Origin of the sequence: Candidatus Sphingomonas phytovorans (assembly GCA_029202385.1) — a bacterium.
In the GTDB taxonomy this organism is placed as follows: Bacteria; Pseudomonadota; Alphaproteobacteria; order Sphingomonadales; family Sphingomonadaceae; genus Sphingomonas; species Sphingomonas phytovorans.
In genome coordinates, this window is the sequence record CP119314.1 from 4,605,622 (window position 1) to 4,627,318 (window position 21,697).

At 65.2% G+C, this 21,697-nt stretch carries 23 protein-coding genes and 1 pseudogene; 7 read left to right on the plus strand and 17 right to left on the minus strand.

Translation table 11 applies throughout. The features are described 5' to 3' along the window. Positions 1-61: 61 nt before the first annotated feature. From P0Y59_21285 to hisG, 6 genes are all read right to left on the minus strand, one after another. Positions 62-2,017 (minus strand): S9 family peptidase, encoded by a 1,956-nt coding sequence (locus tag P0Y59_21285; GenBank protein ID WEJ99421.1) that lies wholly within the window; start codon positions 2,015-2,017, stop codon positions 62-64. Between the two features lie 182 nt (positions 2,018-2,199). Then, positions 2,200-4,338, minus strand: a complete 2,139-nt coding sequence (locus P0Y59_21290) for a sodium-translocating pyrophosphatase (GenBank protein ID WEJ99422.1) — start codon at positions 4,336-4,338, stop codon at positions 2,200-2,202. A gap of 101 nt (positions 4,339-4,439) precedes the next feature. Next, positions 4,440-5,339 carry a thiamine-phosphate kinase gene (thiL, locus tag P0Y59_21295; GenBank protein ID WEJ99423.1) on the minus strand — a complete coding sequence of 300 codons (900 nt, stop codon included), beginning with the start codon at positions 5,337-5,339 and terminating at the stop codon, positions 4,440-4,442. A gap of 136 nt (positions 5,340-5,475) precedes the next feature. Next, positions 5,476-5,931, minus strand: a complete 456-nt coding sequence (nusB, locus tag P0Y59_21300) for a transcription antitermination factor NusB (GenBank protein ID WEJ99424.1) — start codon at positions 5,929-5,931, stop codon at positions 5,476-5,478. Continuing rightward, a complete protein-coding gene (gene hisD, locus P0Y59_21305; protein WEJ99425.1) occupies positions 5,928-7,238 on the minus strand; it encodes a histidinol dehydrogenase in 1,311 nt (436 codons plus the stop codon). The genes nusB and hisD overlap by 4 nt, the downstream gene beginning before the upstream one ends. Before the next feature lie 124 nt (positions 7,239-7,362). After that, positions 7,363-8,025 carry an ATP phosphoribosyltransferase gene (gene hisG, locus P0Y59_21310; protein ID WEJ99426.1) on the minus strand — a complete coding sequence of 221 codons (663 nt, stop codon included), beginning with the start codon at positions 8,023-8,025 and terminating at the stop codon, positions 7,363-7,365. 61 nt (positions 8,026-8,086) lie between these two features. On the opposite strand from hisG, the gene P0Y59_21315 reads away from it, so the two are divergent. Then, positions 8,087-9,139, plus strand: coding sequence for a DUF2332 family protein (locus P0Y59_21315; protein ID WEJ99427.1), 1,053 nt, complete (start codon positions 8,087-8,089; stop codon positions 9,137-9,139). A gap of 31 nt (positions 9,140-9,170) precedes the next feature. On the opposite strand, the gene P0Y59_21320 is transcribed toward P0Y59_21315, so the two are convergent. From P0Y59_21320 to P0Y59_21340, 5 genes are all read right to left on the minus strand, one after another. Then, positions 9,171-10,052, minus strand: a complete 882-nt coding sequence (locus P0Y59_21320) for an alpha/beta hydrolase (GenBank protein WEJ99428.1) — start codon at positions 10,050-10,052, stop codon at positions 9,171-9,173. A 121-nt stretch (positions 10,053-10,173) separates the two neighbouring features. Next, entirely contained in the window at positions 10,174-11,073 is a 900-nt protein-coding gene (locus P0Y59_21325) for a pirin family protein (GenBank protein WEJ99429.1), read from the minus strand. Next, a complete protein-coding gene (locus tag P0Y59_21330) occupies positions 11,070-11,516 on the minus strand; it encodes an NUDIX domain-containing protein (GenBank protein ID WEJ99430.1) in 447 nt (148 codons plus the stop codon). The genes P0Y59_21325 and P0Y59_21330 overlap by 4 nt, the downstream gene beginning before the upstream one ends. After that, complete coding sequence (locus P0Y59_21335) at positions 11,513-12,214, minus strand: glutathione S-transferase (protein WEK02647.1); 702 nt, start codon at positions 12,212-12,214, stop codon at positions 11,513-11,515. The genes P0Y59_21330 and P0Y59_21335 overlap by 4 nt, the downstream gene beginning before the upstream one ends. 2 nt (positions 12,215-12,216) lie before the next feature. Next, the gene (locus P0Y59_21340; protein WEJ99431.1) at positions 12,217-12,501 is read right to left on the minus strand and encodes a BolA family transcriptional regulator; all 285 of its coding nucleotides are present in this window, start codon (positions 12,499-12,501) and stop codon (positions 12,217-12,219) included. Between the two features lie 40 nt (positions 12,502-12,541). Between P0Y59_21340 and P0Y59_21345 the strand changes: the two genes are divergently transcribed. The 4 genes from P0Y59_21345 (at position 12,542) to P0Y59_21360 (ending at position 16,340) form a co-directional block, all read left to right on the plus strand. Then, positions 12,542-13,156 carry a J domain-containing protein gene (locus P0Y59_21345; protein ID WEK02648.1) on the plus strand — a complete coding sequence of 205 codons (615 nt, stop codon included), beginning with the start codon at positions 12,542-12,544 and terminating at the stop codon, positions 13,154-13,156. A 164-nt stretch (positions 13,157-13,320) separates the two neighbouring features. Further along, entirely contained in the window at positions 13,321-15,405 is a 2,085-nt protein-coding gene (locus P0Y59_21350; GenBank protein WEJ99432.1) for a hypothetical protein, read from the plus strand. Further along, complete coding sequence (locus P0Y59_21355; GenBank protein WEJ99433.1) at positions 15,402-15,917, plus strand: hypothetical protein; 516 nt, start codon at positions 15,402-15,404, stop codon at positions 15,915-15,917. The genes P0Y59_21350 and P0Y59_21355 overlap by 4 nt, the downstream gene beginning before the upstream one ends. Before the next feature lie 36 nt (positions 15,918-15,953). Next, the gene (locus P0Y59_21360; GenBank protein WEJ99434.1) at positions 15,954-16,340 is read left to right on the plus strand and encodes a hypothetical protein; all 387 of its coding nucleotides are present in this window, start codon (positions 15,954-15,956) and stop codon (positions 16,338-16,340) included. A gap of 46 nt (positions 16,341-16,386) precedes the next feature. On the opposite strand, the gene P0Y59_21365 is transcribed toward P0Y59_21360, so the two are convergent. From P0Y59_21365 to P0Y59_21390, 6 genes and pseudogenes are all read right to left on the minus strand, one after another. After that, positions 16,387-17,049, minus strand: coding sequence for a dihydrofolate reductase family protein (locus P0Y59_21365; protein ID WEJ99435.1), 663 nt, complete (start codon positions 17,047-17,049; stop codon positions 16,387-16,389). A 62-nt stretch (positions 17,050-17,111) separates the two neighbouring features. Continuing rightward, positions 17,112-17,600 carry a VOC family protein gene (locus P0Y59_21370; protein ID WEJ99436.1) on the minus strand — a complete coding sequence of 163 codons (489 nt, stop codon included), beginning with the start codon at positions 17,598-17,600 and terminating at the stop codon, positions 17,112-17,114. Positions 17,601-17,625: 25 nt separating this feature from the next. Beyond that, positions 17,626-18,417, minus strand: a complete 792-nt coding sequence (locus tag P0Y59_21375) for a VOC family protein (protein WEJ99437.1) — start codon at positions 18,415-18,417, stop codon at positions 17,626-17,628. Between the two features lie 45 nt (positions 18,418-18,462). Further along, positions 18,463-18,849 (minus strand): DUF1428 domain-containing protein, encoded by a 387-nt coding sequence (locus P0Y59_21380; protein WEK02649.1) that lies wholly within the window; start codon positions 18,847-18,849, stop codon positions 18,463-18,465. Then, positions 18,838-19,185 (minus strand): annotated as a pseudogene (locus P0Y59_21385) (DUF1428 family protein). The gene P0Y59_21380 and the pseudogene P0Y59_21385 overlap by 12 nt, the downstream one beginning before the upstream one ends. Positions 19,186-19,220: 35 nt before the next feature. Then, positions 19,221-19,664 (minus strand): lactoylglutathione lyase, encoded by a 444-nt coding sequence (locus tag P0Y59_21390; GenBank protein ID WEJ99438.1) that lies wholly within the window; start codon positions 19,662-19,664, stop codon positions 19,221-19,223. 75 nt (positions 19,665-19,739) lie between these two features. On the opposite strand from P0Y59_21390, the gene P0Y59_21395 reads away from it, so the two are divergent. Both P0Y59_21395 and cobS read left to right on the plus strand, forming a co-directional pair. Then, on the plus strand, positions 19,740-20,438 hold the full coding sequence (locus P0Y59_21395) for a winged helix-turn-helix transcriptional regulator (protein ID WEJ99439.1): 699 nt from the start codon (positions 19,740-19,742) through the stop codon (positions 20,436-20,438). A 106-nt stretch (positions 20,439-20,544) separates the two neighbouring features. Further along, positions 20,545-21,549, plus strand: coding sequence for a cobaltochelatase subunit CobS (gene cobS, locus P0Y59_21400; GenBank protein ID WEJ99440.1), 1,005 nt, complete (start codon positions 20,545-20,547; stop codon positions 21,547-21,549). The last annotated feature ends 148 nt before the right edge of the window (positions 21,550-21,697 follow it).

Here is a 21,697-nt window from a genome sequence, read left to right on the forward strand (position 1 = left end):
AAAGCAGCCAAAAGGGAAGCACCCGCCTGTCCCGCCCGCCGGGCAGCGCATGGTTGCGCCGTCACGCCGGGTTATACTCCTTCAGGAACGCTTCCATTTCCTTCAGGAACTGGATGCGGTCGGCCTCGCGTGAGAAGTGATGGTCGCCCAGGGGCTGCTCGATATAGCGATAGGTCTTGCCGGCTGCCTTGAGCTTCTCGACCATCTCGCGCGATTGCTTGACCGGTACCCGGGCATCCACCTTGCCGTGCATGACCAGCACCGGAATCGAGAAATCGGCGGCGAAGTTGATCGGGGAGGCGCCTTTCAGGTCGGTCGCCTGGCTGCGCCAGTAATCCTTGCTGCGCCCGCCGTTCAGGAAGCTGGCGTCGTGGCGCAGGATCGCCGCCATGTCCGATACGCCGGCATATGACACAGCGCAGCGATAGGTGCCATGGTCGCGCTGCGCCGCGCGAAGCGCCGCATAGCCGCCATAGGATCCGCCGACGATGCACACGCGCTTGGGATCGGCGATGCCTTCCTTCGCTGCCCATTTGATCGCGTCGATCAGGTCGTCCTGCATGGCCAGGCCCCATTGGCCGTTGCCCTTCTCCGAAAAGGCGGTGCCATAGCCCGACGATCCCCGGTAATTGGGCTGGATCACCGCATAGCCGCGACTGGCGAGGAACTGCGCCCACCAGTCCCAGCTCTCGTCGTCGCGCGCGAACGGGCCGCCATGCGGCATCACGATCAGCGGCAGGTTCTTACCCGTCCCGCCTTTGGGTCGGGTCAGGATCGCCTCGATCTCCAGTCCGTCGCGCGCCTTGTAGCGGATCGAGTTGACCGGGCCGTACGCCTTTCGCCCCAGCCCCTCGTTGACTGAGGCGAAGACGTGCATCACGCCCTCGTCCTGGCGGAAGACGTAATAGGTGCCCGGATTGTCGGGGCTGTCGACCAGCACGATCAGGACCTTGAAATCGCGGCTCCAGGATTTGATCTGCGCCCGGCGCGTGCCGACCGCCTGGTCGATCTTCGCCTGGATATCGGCCAGTGCGGGATCGAACCAACGCGTGCGGGTGCGTGTGTCGGTATAGCGCACGCCGATCAGGCGAGTGCCGCCGTCGCCGGTGATCAGGTTGTCGATGTCGTAGCCGGGAACGCCGAACAGTTTCTCGCCGGTCTTCAACGATGCGAGATCGAGATTGTAGAGCGCGTTGAACCCGCCCGCGTCGTCATAGGCGATCGCCTTGCCCGGCTCGGGCAGGAACATCGCCGGCACGTTGCCCAGCGACGCGCCGGGCCCGCGCACCTTGTTGACCGTACGGAAGGTCTGGTCGTTCCGGTCGCGATAGAGCATCTTGGAGGTGCGCGTCGAATCGATATAGGCGATGCCGAGCCGGACGGTGCCGGTGCTGTCGGCATACCAGTCCATCACGTCGGTCGATGGCGCCAGGACGCGTTTTCCCTTGCCGGTCGACACGTCGAAATCGCGCACCTCGGGCCAGAAACCGGGGCGGTCCGAATAGATCGAGGTCTGCATCGCAAGCAGGACATGCGGTGTTCCGTCGCGGGCGATCCACAGGATGTCGTCGGCGCCCTGCGCCGCGTCCTGCTTGCCCAGCACCTGCATTTTCTTGCCGTCGGCGCTGATGCCGATCGCACGCCGCACGTACCAGGTGTCGCCCTGGACCGGGGTGTTCGTTCCGATCCGCGCGACCAGCCAGCTGTCGTTCACCCAGGTCCAGCTGTTGAGGTCGATCTCGCCCTGGTTGATCTGAACCATCTTGCTCGAATCATCGAGCGGGATGATCGCCAGCCGCTGCGTTCCGTTCACTGCCAGGCGGGCAGCGGCCCTGGTGCCGTCGGGCGACAATTGCGGCGCTTCCATGAAGGGCAGCCGCCCGAACAGCTCCGCTGGAATGGGGGCGTCCGCCGGCGTGGCCGCCGCGACAACGGGCGGGGCCGCCTGCTGCGCGATCGCCGCCGATCCGGACAAGAGAAGGGCGCCCGCGCCCAGCACTACAGCTCGCATGATCATCCCCCGATACCCCTCGACCAGCTTTTTAGGCGAGCATCGTCGCCGGGGAAAGCGAGCAGGGTCGACGGATTCGCACCGAAATGGAGATTTCGGACTGTCGACGGCACAAAAAGACCCCGCCCGGACGGTGCCGGACGGGGCCTTGGAGGTGATGGGAGAACGAAGCCTCCCGAAGGAAGCGATCAGCCGGCCGCGTGCGCCAGCGCCGCGAGCAGCAGCAGGGCGACGATGTTGGTGATCTTGATCATCGGGTTCACCGCCGGGCCGGCGGTGTCCTTGTAGGGATCGCCCACCGTGTCGCCGGTCACCGCTGCCTTATGGGCTTCGCTGCCCTTGCCGCCGTGATGGCCGTCCTCGATATATTTCTTGGCATTGTCCCAGGCGCCGCCGCCCGATGTCATCGAGATGGCGACGAACAGGCCCGACACGATCACGCCGAGCAGCAGCGCGCCGAGCGCCGCGAAGCCGCTCGCCTGGCCGGCCACCGCCGTGATGATGAAATACACCACGATCGGGGTCAGCACCGGCAGCAGCGACGGAATGATCATTTCCTTGATCGCCGCCTTGGTGACGAGGTCGACGGTGCGGGCATAGTTGGGGCGGCTGGTGCCGGCCATGATGCCCGGATTGTCGCGGAACTGGGCGCGGACGTCCTCGACGACTGATCCAGCCGCACGGCCAACCGCGGTCATGCCGAACGCGCCGAAGCTGAACGGCAGCAGCGCGCCGAGCAACAGGCCGACGATGACGTACGGATTGCTCAGCGAGAAATCGACCGCGAGATCCGGGAAATAGATGCCCAGATCGGTCGTGTACGCGCCGAACAGCACCAGCGCCGCGAGCGCCGCGGAGCCGATGGCATAGCCCTTGGTCACTGCCTTGGTCGTGTTGCCCACTGCGTCGAGCGCGTCGGTGCGGTGGCGGACATCCTCGGGCAGGCCCGCCATTTCGGCGATGCCGCCCGCATTGTCGGTGACCGGGCCATAGGCGTCGAGCGCGACGACCATGCCGGCCAGCGCCAGCATCGCGGTCGCGCCGAAGGCGATGCCGATGATGCCGGCAAGCTGGTAGCTCGCGATAACGGCCACCGAGATGACGATGGTCGGCAGCGCCGGGCTCTCCAGGCTGACGGCCAGGCCCTGAATGACGTTGGTGCCGTGCCCGGTCTCGGACGCCTTGGCGATCGAGCGGACCGGGCGATAGTTGGTGCCGGTATAATATTCGGTGATCCACACCAGCGCGCCGGTGAGCGCGAGGCCGATCATCATGCACCAGAACAGCGCCATGCCGGTGAAGCCGGTCGAAACCTCGGCGCCTGCATCGAGGAACGAGCCACCGCCGATGCGGGTGTGCATGTCGCCCAGCACATATTGGGTCGCGAAATAGATCGCCGGGATCGAGAGCACGACCGTGGTCCAGAAGCCCTTGTAGAGCGCGCCCATGATCGACTCGCCGCCGCCCAGCCGCACCATATAGGTGCCGATGATCGAGGTGATGACGCAGACGCCCCCGACGAGCAGCGGCAGGGTCATCAGCTGGAACAGATGGTCGGCGTTCGGCAGCAGCAGCGCGATCGAGGCCATGGTGACGCCGATGGTGACGACATAGGTCTCGAACAGGTCGGCCGCCATGCCGGCACAGTCGCCGACATTGTCGCCGACGTTATCGGCGATGGTCGCCGGGTTGCGGGGGTCGTCCTCCGGGATGCCGGCCTCGACCTTGCCGACCAGGTCGGCGCCGACATCGGCGGCCTTGGTGAAGATGCCGCCGCCGAGACGCGCGAAGATGGAGATAAGCGAGGCGCCGAACGCGAGGGCCACGAGCGAGTCGACCACCACGCGGCGATCGGCCTGCACCGCCAGGTCGTAATGGCCCTGTGCGATCAGATACCAGAACAGCCCGCTGATGGAGAGCAGGCCTAGGCCAGCGACGAGCATGCCGGTGACCGCGCCCGAGCGGAACGCCATGGTCAGGCCGCCCTGCAGCGACGTGCGCGCTGCCTCCGCGGTGCGGACATTGGCCTTCACCGACACGTTCATGCCGATGAAGCCGGTCACGCCCGAGAGGATCGCGCCGATCGCGAAGGCGACGGCCGAGATGATGCCGAGGAAATAGCCGACCAGGACGGCGACGACGACACCGACGATCGCAATGGTGCGATATTGCCGGCCGAGATAGGCTTTGGCGCCTTCCGCGATGGCTGCCGCGATGTCCTGCATCTTTTCGTTGCCGGCGCTCGCGGCAAGAATCTGGCGACTGGTAATGATACCATAAAGTACGGCAATCAGGCCGCAGATCATGGCCGCATAAACAATTGTCATGTTTATCCTTCCCCTAGTGGTGCCCCCGCCAGGTCTTTGAGACCTGTGTCATCGACATTTAGGCGAAAGGTATAGAGGCGCTCGACGGGAGCGCAAGCCGGTCAGGCGGCGTGCTCGAAGCCGAGTCGTACTGGTAATGCCACCGCTTCGGCGCCATCCATGAGGTAAAGTCCGGCACCGGGTGAAAAGCTGCCGATACGGGTGGCGTGGACGGGCAGCGCAAAGCGGGGCGGTGCCGCAAACAACAGCTGATAGTCGTCACCGGCGGTTGCGGCGGCAATGCGTGCGTCGCGGTCGTCGCCGACGAAGCCGCGATAGGCCGGGGACAGCGGGACGGCGGCCAGGTCTATTTCAAGCGCCAGCCCGCTTGCCTCGGCCATGCGAGCGCCATCGATCAGCAGCCCGTCGGATACGTCCATCATCGCGTGGACGAGAGGGGCTAGCGCCCGACCGTCGGCGATGCGCGGCATGGGCCGGCGATAGGCGGCAAGCAGCTCCGCCGGGCCCGACATGCCCTGCGCGATGGAAAGCCCCGCACCGGCATCCCCAATCGTGCCGGTGACATAAAGCGCATCACCGGCCCGCGCGCCGGAGCGCGGCGGTGCGGCGGCGTCGCTGCCGAACGCGGTCAGTGTCAGCACACGCGGCGCGCCGGACGGCAGCGATACCGTGTCCCCGCCGATCAGGGCGCATTCGAACTGCCGCAGCCCTTCGATGAAGCCCGCATCCCAGGCGGAATCGCCGGCTAGCGTATAGTTGAGCATCATCCCCAAAGGCAGCGCGCCCTTGGCGGCAAGATCGGACAGATTCACCGCGCCGAGTTTCCAGGCGACGTCCCCGGCCGGGTCGGTGGAGAGGAAGTGGATGCCCTCGACGATGGTGTCGCTGGTCAGAACCAGCGGGCCCCGCGCGTCGAGCAGCGCGGTATCGTCGAGCAAACCGCGCGCCGCCGGATGCAGCGGCAGGGCGCGCAGGGCAGCAAGGAACTCGGCTTCGTTCACTTAAATTCCCCTCCCCTTCAGGGGAGGGGTTAGGGGTGGGGGACGCCGCCAGCCACGAATGATGGCGGCTGCGGGACTGCCCCACCCCAACCCCTCCCCTGAAGGGGAGGGGCTATGAAGGACACACCCGGCGCTCTTAACTCCGAACATCCTTCGCGATCGCATCGAGCAACCCGTTCACGAACCCCGCCTCGCGCTTGTCGAAAAAGGCATGCGCCACATCGACATATTCAGTGATGACCGTTGCCACCGGCACGTCCATCCGCGCCAGCAGTTCATAGGTCCCGGCACGCAGGATCGCGCGCATCGACCGGTCGAGCCGCTCGAGCGCCCAGCCCTTGGCCAGCTTGCCGGAAATCGCCGAGTCGATCTCGCTCTGGCGCGCGACCGTGCCCTTCACGAGATCGTCGAAGAAATCGACCTCGGCCTCGGCATATTCGGCGTCCTCGATCGTCGCGCCCAGCCGATGCTGGTGGAATTCGTGGAGCAGTGCCGCGACCGCGGTGCCCTCCATCTCGTGCTGGTAGAGTGCCTGGGTCGCGGCAAGCCTGGCGGCGGCGCGCGCCGTGGAACGGGCTGAGGTTCGGCTCATAATGTCAATTCCGTCTGGTCGCCCGCGAGGCGGAGCGCCACTGATTTCGCATGGGCAGGGAGCCCTTCCGCCTCGGCCAGCGCCACGGCCGCCGGGCCGATGGCGCTCAGCGCAGCGGCGTCGAGCTGGAGGAAGCTGGTGCGCTTCATGAAGTCGAGCACCGACAGGCCGGAGGCGAAGCGCGCGCGCCTGCCGGTCGGGAGGACATGGTTGGGACCGGCGACATAATCGCCGATCGCCTCGGGCGTATGACGGCCCATGAACACCGATCCGGCATGGCGGACCCGGTCGAACAGCGTCTGAGGATCGTTGCACGCAAGCTCGAGATGTTCGGGCGCCAGCCGGTCGACAAGGGGGATCGCCTCGAACAGGTCGGCGGTGACGATGATCGCGCCGTTCGCATCCCAGCTCTCGCGCGTCACCTTCGCCGTTGAAAGCTGGGCGATCTGCGCGTCCACGGCCTCCGCGACGGCGTTGCCGAAATCGGCATCGTCAGTGAACAGGATCGACTGGCTGGTCGGGTCATGCTCGGCCTGGCTCAGCAGGTCGGCGGCGATCCAGTCGGGGTCGTTCCTGCCGTCGGCGACCACCACGATCTCGCTCGGCCCGGCCACCATGTCGATGCCGACCACGCCGTAGAGCTGGCGCTTTGCCTCGGCGACCCAGGCATTGCCGGGGCCGGTGATGACATCGACCGGCGCGACGCGCCCGGTGCCATAGGCAAGCGCGGCGATCGCCTGCGCGCCGCCGATCCGCCAGATCTCGTCCACGCCGGCGATATGCGCGGCGGCCAGCACCAGCGGGTTGATCTCGCCGTCGGGGGTCGGCGTCACCATCACCAGTCGTTCGACCCCGGCGACCTTGGCCGGGATCGCGTTCATCAGCACCGAAGAGGGATAGGCCGCCCGGCCACCCGGGATATAGATGCCGGCGTTCTGGATCGCATTCCACCGTGCGCCGAGCCTGACGCCGGCCGAGTCGGTCGTGTCGCTGTCCTCGGGCTTTTGTTTGAGGTGATAGATGGCGATGCGTTCGGCCGCGAGTTCCAGCGCGGCGCGCAGATCGGGATCAAGCCCGTCGAGCGCCACGAGCCAGTCGGCCTTGTCGATCCGCCAGCCGGTCTCGTCGAGATCGTGCCGGTCGAACTTCTTGGTGAAGGCGTGAAGCGCAGCGTCGCCCTCGTCCCGCACGCTGGCGACGATGGCACGCACATCGCGCGCCACATCGGCATCGGCTTCGCGCCGCGCATTGACGAGCGCAGCGAAATCCCGCTCGAAATCGGGGGCGGAAGTGGAAAGGCGTATCATCTAAAAGCCCCTCCCCTTCAGGGGACGGGTTGGGGTGGGGGACGCCGCCGACCAGTGACGATGGCATTTGCGGGAATGCCCCACCCCCGGCCCCTCCCCTGAAGGGGAGGGGAGACAAGAACGCTCAACCAGCATCGCGCATCTCCACGGCCCGACGGAATGCATCCACCAGCGGCACCACCTCGGCCCGGGTCTTGAACGCAGCCCGGTTGACGATCAGCCGCGACGTGACCTCGGCGATCACCTCGACCTCGACCAGGCCATTCTCCTTCAGCGTCTTGCCCGACGACACCAGGTCGACGATCCGCGGCGCCAGCCCCAGCGTCGGCGCCAGTTCCATCGCGCCGTTGAGCTTGACGCACTCGGCCTGAACGCCGCGCGCCTCGAAATGCTGGCGCGTGACATGCGGATATTTGGTCGCGATCCGCACATGGCTCCAGCCGCGCGGATCGTCGCCCGCCGCCATGTCGGCTGGTTCGGCGACCGACAGCCGGCAATGGCCGATACCCAGGTCGACAGGGGCGTAGAGTTCCGAATAGTCGAACTCGGCCAGCACGTCGGAGCCCACGATACCCAGTTGCGCGGCCCCATGCGCGACGAAGGTCGCCACGTCGAACGCGCGCACCCGGATCAGGTCGATGCCGGGGTTGCTGGTGGAGAAGCGCAGCGCGCGGCTGTCCTCGTCGGCGAAGGCCGCCTCGGGCGAGATTCCGGCACGCTCGAGCAGCGGCACGGCCTCGGTAAGGATGCGCCCTTTGGGGACGGCGATGATGATCGGATCGGCCATGAGTGAGCGGGGCTTTACTTGCGGCCCCTCGCGGGCGCAACAGACGCGGCAAGGAGGCCCTATGACCGAGCAGAATGTCCGCGGCGCGTTCCTGATCCAGGAACATTTCTGTACCGTGATGGGCGCGCCGATCACTGCGCGAATCTGCGCCGCTCTCTCCCTGTGCCTGAATCGCGATACCCGAACCGGCGCCCGCGTACTCGACTGGCCGGGCGAGCCGACCACAGACGCGCTGCCGCTCCGGCTGGTCGGCGGGCTTCACGCGCTCGATCTGCAGGGCAGGGATCCTGCCCTGTCGCGAGTGTTCGCCGGCACGATAACCGAGTCGGAAGCAGTGCGGCAGGTTCTCGCCGACACCTTCGTGGCGCATGACGACGCGATCTATCCTTGGCTCGACGGCCCGCCCCAGACCAACGAGGCGGGCCGTTCGGCTGCGCTGATGACCGGCCTGATCGAGGTCGCGCGTCGCCATGGCCCGAGGCTTGAACTGCTGGAGATCGGGTCAAGCGCCGGGCTCAACCTGCTGATCGACCGTTTCCGCTTCGATCTGGGCGGGGTGATGTTCGGCCCGGCCGACTCGACCGTCACGATCAGGCCGGAATGGCGCGGGGCGCCGCCACCTGATGTCCCGCTCGACATCGTCTCGGTTCGCGGGGTCGAGATCCAGCCGATCGACGTAAGCGATCCGGCCGCCGCCGATCGGCTCCGGGCCTATATATGGGCTGACAATCCCGACCGGCTCGAACGCCTGACCCGCGCCATCACGATGATCGCCGAAAGACCGGTCGATATCGTGCAGGGCGATGCGGCCGACTGGGTCGAGGCCCGCCTCGCCGAACCCCAGCCGGCCGGCGAGACACGCGTGCTGATGCATTCGGTGGTCTGGCAATATCTCGGGGAGGAGCGTCAGGCGCGGATCGAGGCGGCAATGGCCGCCGCGGCGGCGCAGGCGACGGCGGAGCGCCCGCTGGCCTGGGTCCGCATGGAACCCAACCGGGTCGCGGCAAAGCAGCAGGTCTGGGTCCAGAGCTGGCCGAATCACGCCGAGCCGATGATCCTCGCCGACGTCCAGGCCCATGGCGCATGGGTGGAACCGGTCTCGGAACTGACCTGAATCCTTCCCCGGGAGGAGAAGAATTGAAGGATTAACCCAGCCAGTCGCGAATCGCGTCAGTCACTGCGTCGGGCGCTTCCCATGGCACGAAATGCCCGGCATCGACTTTCACCAGCGTCATGTCGGGCACCAGCGTCTCGAGCCCCTCGAGCTGGCTCGGCAGCAATGCCTTGTCCTGCACGCCCCAGATCACCAGCGTCGGCTGCCTGATCGGCGGGAAGGGCGCGCTCAGGAATGCCGGGCGTTCGGCGTCCTCGCCGATCTCGGGCACGATGATCGCGCTGGCGCGGTACCAGTTGAGCATCGCTGTCATCGCGCCCGGCTGACCCCATTGGTCGAGATAGGTCGGTTTCTCCGCCGCGACGTTTTCGAAATCGGTATGGCGCATGAAGCTGCCGTCAAAGAATGCCGACAGGCCGATCGCGTCGATATGCTTCTCGAAATCCGGGTTGCGGAAGGCGCGGATATACTGGCTCGCCTCGCGCTGCGCGGGATCGTCGAACATTGACCGCTGGAAGACGAACGGATGCGGCGCGTTGACGATGATCAGCTTCGCGACCCGGTCGGGCCGGGTCAGCGCTGCCATCCACGCGATCGCGCCGCCCCAGTCATGGCCGACCAGCGTGAAGGTCCCGACGCCGAAATGATCGGCGAGCGCGATCAGGTCGCCGACCATCTTGTCGGGCGTATAGTCGCTGACCGCTTCCGGCTTTGACGACCGCGCGAAACCGCGCTGGTCGGGCGCGAGCACGAAATGGGTCTTCGCCAGCTCGGGGATCTGGTGCCGCCAGGTGCGATGCGATTCCGGAAAGCCGTGGAGCAGGATGATCGCGGGATTCGCCGGGTCGCCCGCGACGGCGACGTCCAGGGCGACGCCGGTTGGAAGGTCGATGCGCTGCAGATCGAAGGCCATTTTTACTCCCCTCCCGCTTGCGGGAGGGGCCGGGGGTGGGCTCCCGGCTTCCACAAACGGCTCATTGCTGGTGAGTGCGAGCCCACCCCTAAACCCTCCCGCAAGCGGGAGGGGAACAGAATCACGGATAGCTCACGGTCTTCGGAATCGCCGGGATCGGGATGAACTCCTTGTCGTCCCCGGGCACCTTGGGGAATCGGCCTGCCTGCCAGTCGTCCTTGGCCTGGTTGATCCGTTCGCGGCTCGACGAGACGAAATTCCACCACACATGGCGCGGGGTCGCAAAGGCATCGCCGCCGCACAGCATCACCCGCCCGCCGTCGCGCGATTTCAGCGAAGTTGCCACGCCGGGCTTCAGCACATAGAGAGTCATCGGCTCCAGCGGCACGCCATCGAGGCTCGCCTCGCCCAGCGCGAGATACACCGCGCGCTCGTCCGCATCGGCGTCGACCGGCACCTCGCCGCCCGGGTCGAGCACGATGTCGGCATAGATCGTCCCGGCATAGGTGGTGGTCGGCGCGGTCGAGCCCCACAGGCTGCCCATGATGATCCGCGCGCGCGCGTTCGGCGTCTCGATCACCGGCAGGTCGGCCTTCGCGACATGCTCGAACGCCGGGTCCATCTCCTCGTTCGCCTCGGGCAGCGCGATCCAGGTCTGGATGCCCGACAGGTCCGGTCCCTGGGCTCGCTCGCTGGCGGGCGAGCGCTCCGAATGGACGATGCCGCGCCCGGCGGTCATCAGGTTCACCGCGCCCGGCTCGATCGTCGCGAAGGTGCCGATCGAGTCGCGATGGTCGATCGCCCCGCCGAACAGATAGGTCACGGTGGCGAGGTTGATGTGCGGATGCGGCCGCACGTCGATGCCGGTGCCGACCTCGAGATGCGCCGGCCCCATCTGGTCGAAGAACAGGAACGGGCCGACCATCGTGCGCGGTTTCGACGGCAGGGTGCGATGCACCTTGAAGCCGCCCAGGTCGTGAGTCGTCGGCTGGATGGTGTGCAGGACGAAATCGTCGATCATGGTTCGGCTCCGTTCAGGCCCGACAGGATCTCGGCGAGGTCCTCGGGGTAGATCAGCTCATGGTGCGCGGCGATGGCGTCGCGGTCAAACCATTGCCAGTGCTGCATCACCCGCCGCTCCAGTTCGGTGTGGCGCGAGGTATCGATCCCGTCGGCATCGGTGCGGATCAGGAAATAGCGCTCGTCGGCCAGCACCGGCACGCCTTCCAGCGTGACGAACTCGACGACTCGCCTGAAGAGCTCGGGCCCGGGATCGGCATGGATGCCGGTCTCCTCGATCAGCTCGCGCCGTGCCGCTTCCTCATAGCTCTCGCCCGGATCGACGGCGCCGCCCGGTGTCGCCCAGAAGGGCGGGCGATCGGCGGCGTCGAAGCGGAACAGCAGCACGCGCCCCACCGGATCCATAAGCAGGATTCGCGCCGCCGGGCGTTCGGCCAGGCTCACGCCGCGTCGAGCTCGGGATAGTGGCGGAAGATGCCGTCCTGGTTGAACGGGATGCGCCGGTCGCTCGCCAGATAGGCGCCAATGCCCGGCAGCGCGGCGACGCGGTTGTGGAGCGCGATCAGCGCGGGATAATCGCTCTCGATCGCCGCCATGCGTTTCGGGAACATGTAGCGCAGCCCTTCGACGACCTGGAACAGCGAGGTGTCGGCATAGCACCACCGCTCGCCGGTCAGCCAGTCGCCTGCACGGGCGGTGGTAGCCGCCTCGAAATGGCCGAGGAACCTGGGGAGCCGCTCTTCGCGCATCGTCCCGGCCGCGCGCGCTGCCTCTGGCTTCTGGTCGCGATAATAGTCGGTCACGCTCACCGGATGATGGACATTGTGCACCTCGGCGATGAGATCGGCGACGGTCAGCTGGATCTGGTTGGCCCAGTGCCGCTGCGCCGCCGGGACCAGGTCGTGCTTCTCGCCGAGATAGAGCAGGATGTTGGCGACCTGGGCGATCGTGCCGTCCCTCGTCTCCAGATAGGGCGGGGCGAAGGGGCCGCCGGCGCCGTGCCGCTCCATATCGGCCATCAGCGCCTTTTCGCCCGCCGCGCGCGCGCAATCCTCATAGGCGATGCCTGCGGCCTCAAGCGGCAGCCGGACGAACTCGCCGCGTCCCTGGATCGAGGGCCAGTACCAGAGCCTGTACATGATGCTTATTCTCCCGGCGCGCGTGCCCGGATGGCCAGCGCATGGATTCGCGAGGACAACAGATCGGCGAGCGCCTGGTTCACCAGCCGCTGGCGCTGCACGCGATTCAGGCCGGAAAAGGCCGGGCTTTCGACGATGACGGTGAAGTGCGATTCGCCCGTACCGTCATCGCCCATATGCCCGGCATGGTGATGGCTGTCGTTCACCACCTCCAGATGCGTCGGGTTGAGCGCGGCGGCGAGACGGGTTGCGATTTCGGATGCGACGGGGCCGGTGGCGAGATTGGTCATGGCCCCTATATAGGCCGCTTTGTCGAATTCGGGGAGCCGCGTGGCGCGGGACAGGGAAAAGAAAGAACGGCCGAGCACCCGCTTCCACGGTCGCGTGGAAGGGGCTGAGCGGGCGTGCGCCCATCCGGACTGCGCGCTTCCGGGCGAATTCCGTGCGCCTCCGGCAGACGGACCGGCGAACGACTTCGAAGGGCCGCGCCCCTATCGCTGGTTCTGCCTGGATCATGTGCGCGAATTCAACGCCGGCTATAATTTCTTCCAGGGCATGAGTGCCGACGAGATCCACGACGCGCAACGCCCCTTTGCCGGATGGGAGCGCGAGACCCGCGCCTTCGCCACCGGCGGCGCGGATCGCCCGCCGAGCTGGGCCGACTTTACCGATCCGCTCGACGCGATCGGCGCGCGCTTCCAGCGCCGCATGGCGGAGACGGCGGCGCGCAAGGACGGACGGCCGCTGTCGGAAAGCGACCGCCGCTCGCTCAAGATACTCGGCCTGCCCCTGGACGTCGACCGCCGCGGCCTGCGCCAGCGCTATGCGGAACTCGTCCGCCGCTATCATCCGGACCGCAACGGCGGCGACCGCAGCCACGAAAAGATCCTGCAGGAAGTGATCGCGGCCTATACCCAGCTGAAGGGGGCGCCGGCCTTCGCCTGAGGGCGCGACAGAGCGTCGATGCGTGCAGGATCCGGCGGGACATGCCCCAACCGGCCAAAGGCCGCGTGTCGATTCAACATAGCGCCCGCCCGTCATACCCCTCCTTCGAACCAAGGAGGCGCGCATGACCGTCATTTTCTCCACTCCGCGATCGGCACTCTGACATGCCGACGGTCCCGACAGAGCAGAACCGCGTCGGCATCGCCGGCGTGACGGATGCGAAACTCCAGCCCGGCGACTATTCCGGCGCCGGGCTGCAGGCGCTTGGCGCCGGCATGCGCGAGCTGGCGGACACCGGCCAGAAGATCGCGGTCGAGACGCAGCAGCGGCAGGGCCGCGACGACGAGCTTCAGGTGAAGAAGGCCTGGAATGCCTATGCCGAGGGCGCGCGCAGCATCCGCACCGACGCGCTGGGCAGATTCGAGGGCGACCCGCAGGGCATGCTGGACAGCATGACGCGCGATTATGGCGGGCTGCGCGACTGGATCCGCAGCGGGCTGAAGAACGATCGCCAGCGCGGCCAGTTCGATCATGTCATCGCCGAGCGGTTCGATTACGATCTCTCGGGCGCCCTGAGCAGCGCGGAACAGGCGATGCGGCGCGGCCAGAACGAGCAAGGCCTGCGGATCGAGCAGAATGCCGCCGACGATGCGGTCGATACTCCGGATAATCCCGCGCTGTTCGACAAGCATCTTCAAACCGGCGTGGACTCGATCGTTGGACGATCGGAGGCACGCGGCGTCGATCCGTCCGAGATCGAGCGCAGCGTGACGGCCTATGTCTCGGGCGTCCGGCGACGCGTGGTGCAGGGCATGATCGACCGCGATCCGGTCGAGGCGGCCAACCGCTACCGGTCGATGCGCGACACGATGATTCCGGCCGACCGCCAGGCGGTCGATAAGGAATTGCTTGAGCCACTCGCGCGCAACTTTGGGGCGGCGGAGGTGGACAAGCGCCTGTTGCCCGAAGAGGCAGGCATCGTGCTCTCCGCCGAACGCCGCGCCGCCGTCGCGCAGGAGATCGAGGCAGGGCCTTTGAGCGAGGCGCTCAAGCGCTACGCCCTGGACGATCTCGACGACCGCGCCTCGCTGGAGGCGCGTGCCCGCAAACAGGCGGCTGACGCCGCGCGCGAAGCCGGGCTGGCGACTGCCGAGCGGCTTGGGTCGGGCTTCACCTCGATCTCGCAGATCCCGGCTGCCGTGCGTCGCGATCTCGACGAGGCTACCGATCAGGCGCTGCGGGGCCTGGCGCTGGTCAATCTCGATCCGACCCCAGTCGTGCCGGGCGGCGCGACGTCACTGATGATGAGCATCATGGCGTCGGAGAATCCGGCTGCGTTCGCGAAGGAGGATTTGAGGCTGATACGCGGCAAAGTGGCGCCGGAGGAATATGACAGGCTGGTACGATTGCAGCAGGGCTTCAGCGGGAACCCCAATGACGACTTGGCTTCGCAACGGCGAACTTCCGGTACCATTGCCGGGCGGGGATTTGAAAAGGCCCTAATTGCACCACGAATACGAAGGGCTTCGGTCGTTGCGAATGATGAAGGGACCGCCTGGATCCAGGGTCGCACCGATCCGGATATTCCGGAGCGACTATTGTCCGCATCCGTCACTTTGGCATCGCCTCGTCGATTTACTCAGGACAAACCAAAGTCGTTCGTTGGCGAATCGCGGACAGCCGATATCTACCTGAATCTTCTCAGCCCAGCTGAAGATGCCTCGGCTATAAAAGCGCTCAAAGAGATGGGGAGCCCCCCTGGATGGGTTCTCATCTATTCACATGGATCGAAATCGGGCACAATCTCAGACAAGTCGCGGGGTACCGATGGCCAGGGCATGAGTGCTCACACCTTATTCCTTGACCTTCAACGCAAAGGATACAAAAAGGGAACGCCAATCATTCTGTCTAGTTGCTTCGCCGCGAATCAGCCGGAGGCCCTCGAGTTGTCAAAGCTGACGGGAGGTATTGTCTACGCAGCCAGGGCGTTTGTCACAGTGCCCAATGATGTGCATCGTCGATATGATATGACGGTCTATTCCAAGGGATACGGCGTGGGCGAAAAGTCTGGATATGCCAGGTTCGAGAATGGCCGCGAGGTACCCTCCGATCTTCTAGGATTGGCCTATAATCCCGAAACCCGCCAATGGTTATGGCGACGTTCAGAAACGCCGGCTGGTCTCAACATTCGCGTTCCTTACCAAGACAAGAGCTTACTTACCCAGTTGCGAGAGGGGTGGCACTGGTGAAAAAAATCGTCCGACGGATCGTATTGGCTGTCCTTGTTGTAACTTTGGTCTGTGTGATTACAATTTTCGTGTGGTTCACCTCCATCCCGAGAAAAAGCCTGGATCAATGCTTGATTGCGGTGAGGGCATGGGAAATTCAAGATTCTAATGCGTTTGTTATATTCTATGGCTGTGAAAAACTTGCTGAGGAGGCGATTAATGGGCGCGATGCTCGCGGCTATCGTTTCATGTCTTACTACAACGACAAGATAAAAGGAGATGCGTGGCAGGGGCGTAATTATATGAGGGGTGCCATGGATATTGGAGATGAGAACGCGAAGTTGGATTTGGTGAAGCTTATAATTGACGATCCAGAAGCACTCCAATGTACCAATATGCTAGAAACTCTCGCGTCATACAAACCTAGCACTCCGGTTCAAATAGCAGAAAAGAATAAAGTAATTTCTCAAATCAAGCAGGGCGATTGCTCCTATTCGAGCGAACTGCGACGCAAGGCACTCGGGCCGGATTGATGCGATCAATCAGCCCAAACCAGCGGAGCTGAGGGCATGAAAACAGTGTTTTTTGCCGAGGCAGCTAGTTTCAGCGACGATGGAGATGCGACGGTGTTGGCGTTCGCCGACAGCCCATCGGATCCGGCAAACTATGTCATTCTCGACTTTGCGAACGAACCGGACGAACAAGAACTGAGACTTGGCCTAGACGGCGTCCATATCGAGGCCGGGCCGCTTCGCGTGGACGGATACGACCTTGTCCAAGATATTCGCGAGAGCGATGTGGGCATCGTCGTAACACTGACTCCGGACGCCGCCAGAAAGGCTGAGGTCGGACAGGACATCGAGATCGAACTGGAGAGCAAGGTCATCGACGGATTCGCCGTCGCCGACGCGGTCCAGATGTTCAGGGACCGCCTGCGCCGCGCCGAGCAGTCGTAAAAGCGAAGATGGCAGGCAATACGACAGAGGCAGCGCGGTGTCGGCCTCAGCCTTCGCGCGCCATCTTCTCCCGGCGAGCGATCTCCGGCGCGGAGGGTTCCTGCGTCGCGAAGGAACCTGTCCGGACCGGGCCGGCGGGTTCGTAGGTCGCGATGATCACGCCGGTGCTCGACACCTTGGAGTCGACCAGGGTCATCGTGCCGGGTGCCACGCCGTCAGCGAACAGCCGCTTGCCGCCGCCCAGCACGACCGGAAAGGTCATGATCGAGAGGCGGTCGAGCAGACCCGCCGCCAGCAACACTGGATAGAGCCTGGTGCTACCCTGCACGAGCAGGTCCGGGCCCTCGCTTGCCTTGATCCGGGCGATGCCTGCCGCGACGTCGCCGTTGATCGCGACCGAATTCGCCCAGCCCAGCGGTTCGGTCGAGGAGGTCACGACATATTTGGTCACCGCGTTGAACAGGTCGCCGATCGGATTGGGCGGCTGATACGGCCAATAGGCAGCGAAGATGTCATAGGTGTTCCGCCCGAGAAGCAGGTCGAACTCGCGGTCGAACAGGCTGCCGAGATGCGCGTCGATCACCGAGTCCCCGGGGATGGCGACCCAGCCGCCCAGGGTGAAGCCGCCGGTCGGATCCTCCTCCGGGGCGCCAGGCGACTGCATGATACCATCGAGCGACTGGAACACGCCCGCGATGATCTTTCTCATGGGGATATCCTTTGGCTGGCGGCCCTTTCAGGCGGCGTTCTTCTCCATCTCGACCGCGGCGATCATGCCGGGACCTCTCCGGCCAGCGCCCGTTCGATCGTCGCGATGTCGATCTTCCTCATCGTCATCATCGCTTTCATCGCGCGCCCGGCGGCCGCCCGGTCGGGGCTGGTCATCGCATCGGTCAGGACGCGCGGGGTGATCTGCCAGGACAGGCCCCATTTGTCCCTGCACCAGCCGCACGCGCTCTCGGCGCCGCCATTGCCGACGATCGCGTTCCAGTAGCGGTCGGTCTCCTCCTGGTCGTCGGTATGGACCTGGAAGGACACCGCCTCGTCGAACGTGAACGCCGGCCCGCCATTGAGGCCGAGGAACCGCATGCCAAGCACGGTGAAATCGACGGTCAGCACATCGCCCTGATGCCCGCCGGGGAAGTCCGCCGGCGCGCGGTGAACCGCCTCGACCCGCGAATCGGGGAAGGTCGCCGCGTAGAAGGCAGCCGCCTCCTCGGCCGTGCCGTCATACCAGAGGCAGGGGGTGATCTTCGCCATGGCACTTTCTCCGTATATTGGCCTGTTAATGGTTCTGTTGCTGACCCGGCCCAACCACGCCGAACATCACGCCGTGCGGGTCGCTCGCCACGATGATCCGGTCGCCGCCGGGCACCTCCATCGGGCCGGCATGGACGGTCCCGCCATTCTTCGAGACCTTGGCCGCCGCCGCCTCGATATCGGGCGCGCGGAAATAGAAGCGCCATGCCGGGGGCGGGCCGTCGGCCGGTGCCGTCATCGTCGCGCCGATCGTCTGGTCGCCCGCCTGCACGAACACATAGTCGCCCATCTCGCCCATCGGCATCCTGCCAGGATAGGTCCAGCCGAACACGGTCGCGTAAAAGGCATTGGCGCCGGCCTGGTCGGGCGTGGCCAGCTCGTTCCAGTTGCATTTGCCCATGCCCATCCGGTCCCAGGCGGTGCTGTTCTCCCCGGAGGTGCCGCGCATGATATAGAAGGGGATGCCCTGCGGATCGGCGACCATCGCGATCCGGCCCACATCGGGAATGTCCCAGGCCGGCATCAGCACGCTGCCGCCGGCCGCCTTGATCTTCCCGACCGATGCATCGACATCGTCGACGCCGATATAGAAGAGCCAGGTCGGCCGGCCCCCGCCTGCCGTCATCTGCTCGGTCAGGCGCATCACGCCGCCGACCAGGTCGCCGCCATTGCCGCTGTCGATCATCCGGTAATCCATGTCGCCGGCCGGCTTGTCCTGCACCGTCCAGCCGATCACGTCGTCGTAAAATGCCTTTGACGCCTCCGGGTCGGTGGTCATCAGTTCGTACCAGATCGGGGTACCTTCGGGATTGGGCATCGTGGCTCTCCTTGGAGGGCAGGGGGGAGGGGGCGGTTTCGAGGCTCAGGCCGCGTCGAGGATAGGCGCGAAGCCGCCATAGACCATGCGCTTGCCGTCGAACGGCATTTCCGAACCGGCGGACGGCTTCATCCGCTCGTCCTCCATCACCTTGGCCATGCCGGCGTCGCGGATTTCCTTCGATGGCCATTCGACCCAGGAGAAGACGACCTTCTCGTCGCCTGTGGCCTTCACCGCGCCCTTATAGTCGGTGACGGTGCCGTCGGGCACGGCGTCGCCCCAGGCCTCGACCACCCGGGTCGCGCCATGGTCGCGGAACACCGCGGAGGCCTTGCTCGCCATGTCGCGATACGCGCCCTTCTTGCCGTCCGGGACCGGCACCAGATAGCCGTCGACATAACCGGTCGATCCACCCGTCCCGTCGTCGAGCAGCGGAGCGAAGCCACCATAGATCATGCGCTTGCCGTCGAACGGCATCTCGACCATCTTCGCCATGCGCGGGTCATCCATCATCTTCTGCATGCCGGTGTCATGGGCCTCCTTGGAGGGCCATTCGACCCAGCTGAACAGCACGACCTCGTCGTCCCCGGCCTTCACCGCGCGCCTGAAATCGGTGACCGTGCCGTCGGGCACCTCGTCACCCCAATTCTCGACCATGCGCGTCATGCCATAGTCGCGGAAAAGCGGCACCGTGCCGGTCGCATGGTCGAGATAGGCCTGCTTGTTGGCGGCCGGCACCGCGAGCACGAAACCCTGAATATAGCTCATCGTCTCTCTCCTCATCCTATGGGGGCGTCGGTTGTTCAGGCGTCGACCGGTTCGTCTCCGCCGGCCATCGCGGCCATCGCAGCGTCAACGTCCATCCAGGTCAGCTCGATGCTGTGGCCATCGGGGTCCTCGAAGCTGCGGCCGTACATGAAGCCAAGGTCCTGCGCGGGGGCGGGGTCGGGCCGAGCGCCGGCGGCAGCCGCCTTGGCAAGGGTCTGGTCGACGGCATCGCGGCTATCCTCCGAAAGGCAGATCAGCACTTCGCAATCGGTACGCGCATCGATGATCCTCTTGGAGGTGAAATCGCTGAAACGGGCATGACTCAGGACCATCAGGCTGATCGTGTCGGAAAACCTCAGCATCGCGGCGCTGCCCGCCTGGCAGAATCGCTCGTCCCTGGTCGCGCCGATCGCTTCGTAAAAGGCGACCGAGCGGTCGACGTCGGCCACCGGCAGGTTCACAAAGATCATCTTGGGCATGGCAAATTCTTTCCTCTGTGTGTCCGGCGAATCGCTGTTTGACGATGATGACGCCGAGAGTTATCAAAAGCAACTATGGAGTTAGAAAAAATAACTGATCTGGGAAAGAAGGCGGAAAAGCGCTGGTATGACGACGCCTGCGGCACTGCGCTGGCGATGGAGCTGGTAGGCGAGCGCTGGTCGCTGCTGATCGTGCGCGAACTCATGTTCGGCCCGCGCCGCTTCGGCGAGTTGAAGAAGGCGCTCGGCGGGATCAGCGCGAACGTGCTGACTCAGCGGCTCGAGGGCATGGAGGAGGTCGGCATCCTGACCCGTCGAAAGCTGCCGCCGCCCGCCTCGGTGCAGGTCTATGGCCTCACCCCCTGGGGCTATGCGAGCGAAACGGCGATCCAGGAACTCGGCCGCTGGGCGGTCAGATCGCATCGGCACGATACCACTCTCCCGCTCAGCGCCGCATCGATCATGCTGTCCTTCCGCACGATGATCGACCGGTCGCGCTCGGGCGACGTGAACCGCTCGGTCGGCTTCCGCTTCGGCGAGGACGAATTCGTCGCTGAGGTGGACAGGGAAGGGATCGCGATTCGCCGGACTGATCCGCGCCCGGCGGACGCAATGTTCGATACCGACCCTGTAACGCTGGCGTCGGTCGTCTATGGCGGGCGCCCGATCGGGGATGCCGAATCGGCCGGCTCGCTGAAATTATCGGGGGACCGCGCACTTGCGGAACAGTTTATTACGCTGTTTCCGTTGCCGCCAAAGACCGGTTCGGCTTGACGAAGCTGGATTCCGTTCGCACTGAGCTTGTCGAAGTGCCGTTCTTCCTTCTCGATCGTTGAAGAGGAGCAGGGCTTCTGCAGATCAGCCCGAACGGTACGAGATCATGACGGACATATCCAACACCCAGCCCGACAGCCGCGAGACCACGATCCTGGAGGCCCCCGACAAGGTCGTGAAGGTCCGTGAGCTTTTCGGCATCGATTCGGACATGGAGGTCCCGGCCTTCAGCGAGGCGGACGAGCGCGTGCCCGATCTCGATCCGGCCTATGTGTTCGACGCGGACACCACGCTCGCGATCTGCGCCGGCTTCGCGCACAATCGCCGCGTGATGGTCCAGGGCTATCATGGCACCGGCAAGTCGACTCATATCGAACAGGTCGCGGCGCGGCTGAAATGGCCCTGCATCCGAATCAACCTCGATGCGCATATCAGTCGGATCGATCTGGTCGGCCGCGACGCGATCGTGCTGAAGGATGGCCAGCAGGTCACCGAATTCCGCGAAGGCCTGCTGCCCTGGGCGCTTCAGACCCCGACCGCCCTTGTGTTCGACGAATATGATGCCGGCCGTCCGGATGTGATGTTCGTCATCCAGCGCGTGCTCGAGACCGAGGGCAAGCTGACCCTGCTCGACCAGAACCGGGTGATCCGCCCGAACCCGTGGTTCCGCCTGTTCGCCACCGCCAACACGGTCGGCCTGGGCGACACCAGCGGCCTTTATCACGGCACGCAGCAGATCAACCAGGGCCAGATGGACCGCTGGAACATCGTCGTCACGCTCAACTATCTGCCCGCCGCGGTCGAGGCGCAGATCGTGCTCGCCAAGTCGGGCGAATATGACAAGCCGGAGGGCAAGCAGGCGGTGGACAACATGGTCCGCGTGGCCGACCTGACCCGCCGCGGCTTCATCAATGGCGATATCTCGACCGTGATGAGCCCGCGCACCGTGATCACCTGGGCGCAGAACGCGCTGATCTTCGGCGATGTCGGCTTCGCCTTCCGCCTCAGCTTCCTCAACAAGTGCGACGAGGCCGAGCGGGCACTGGTCGCCGAATATTATCAGCGCGTGTTCGGCAAGGATCTGCCCGAGAGCGTGGTCGGCAAGGGTTGAGCTACGGCTCAATCCCTATCGTTCTTCCCCGGCGAAGGCCGGGGTCCAGTTGGGGGGACCTTTCTGGTCGGCCACATCGCCCGTTTCTTTCTGTTCCTGAACTGGACTCCGGCCTCCGCCGGGAAAGTTCTAGCTGGGTGATGCCGAG

Bases quoted from the DNA above. Each gene is read 5' to 3' on its own strand.
- P0Y59_21390 (WEJ99438.1), bottom strand. From the start codon at position 19,664: ATGCCCAAGATGATCTTTGTGAACCTGCCGGTGGCCGACGTCGACCGC.
- P0Y59_21325 (WEJ99429.1), bottom strand. From the start codon at position 11,073: ATGATCGACGATTTCGTCCTGCACACCATCCAGCCGACGACTCACGAC.
- P0Y59_21340 (WEJ99431.1), bottom strand. From the start codon at position 12,501: ATGACCAATCTCGCCACCGGCCCCGTCGCATCCGAAATCGCAACCCGT.
- cobS (WEJ99440.1), top strand. From the start codon at position 20,545: ATGACGGACATATCCAACACCCAGCCCGACAGCCGCGAGACCACGATC.
- P0Y59_21370 (WEJ99436.1), bottom strand. From the start codon at position 17,600: ATGGCGAAGATCACCCCCTGCCTCTGGTATGACGGCACGGCCGAGGAG.
- P0Y59_21395 (WEJ99439.1), top strand. From the start codon at position 19,740: ATGGAGTTAGAAAAAATAACTGATCTGGGAAAGAAGGCGGAAAAGCGC.
- P0Y59_21360 (WEJ99434.1), top strand. From the start codon at position 15,954: ATGAAAACAGTGTTTTTTGCCGAGGCAGCTAGTTTCAGCGACGATGGA.
- P0Y59_21320 (WEJ99428.1), bottom strand. From the start codon at position 10,052: ATGGCCTTCGATCTGCAGCGCATCGACCTTCCAACCGGCGTCGCCCTG.
- nusB (WEJ99424.1), bottom strand. From the start codon at position 5,931: ATGAGCCGAACCTCAGCCCGTTCCACGGCGCGCGCCGCCGCCAGGCTT.
- P0Y59_21365 (WEJ99435.1), bottom strand. From the start codon at position 17,049: ATGAGAAAGATCATCGCGGGCGTGTTCCAGTCGCTCGATGGTATCATG.
- P0Y59_21315 (WEJ99427.1), top strand. From the start codon at position 8,087: ATGACCGAGCAGAATGTCCGCGGCGCGTTCCTGATCCAGGAACATTTC.
- P0Y59_21375 (WEJ99437.1), bottom strand. From the start codon at position 18,417: ATGCCCAATCCCGAAGGTACCCCGATCTGGTACGAACTGATGACCACC.
- hisG (WEJ99426.1), bottom strand. From the start codon at position 8,025: ATGGCCGATCCGATCATCATCGCCGTCCCCAAAGGGCGCATCCTTACC.
- hisD (WEJ99425.1), bottom strand. From the start codon at position 7,238: ATGATACGCCTTTCCACTTCCGCCCCCGATTTCGAGCGGGATTTCGCT.
- P0Y59_21290 (WEJ99422.1), bottom strand. From the start codon at position 4,338: ATGACAATTGTTTATGCGGCCATGATCTGCGGCCTGATTGCCGTACTT.
- P0Y59_21350 (WEJ99432.1), top strand. From the start codon at position 13,321: ATGCCGACGGTCCCGACAGAGCAGAACCGCGTCGGCATCGCCGGCGTG.
- P0Y59_21285 (WEJ99421.1), bottom strand. From the start codon at position 2,017: ATGATCATGCGAGCTGTAGTGCTGGGCGCGGGCGCCCTTCTCTTGTCC.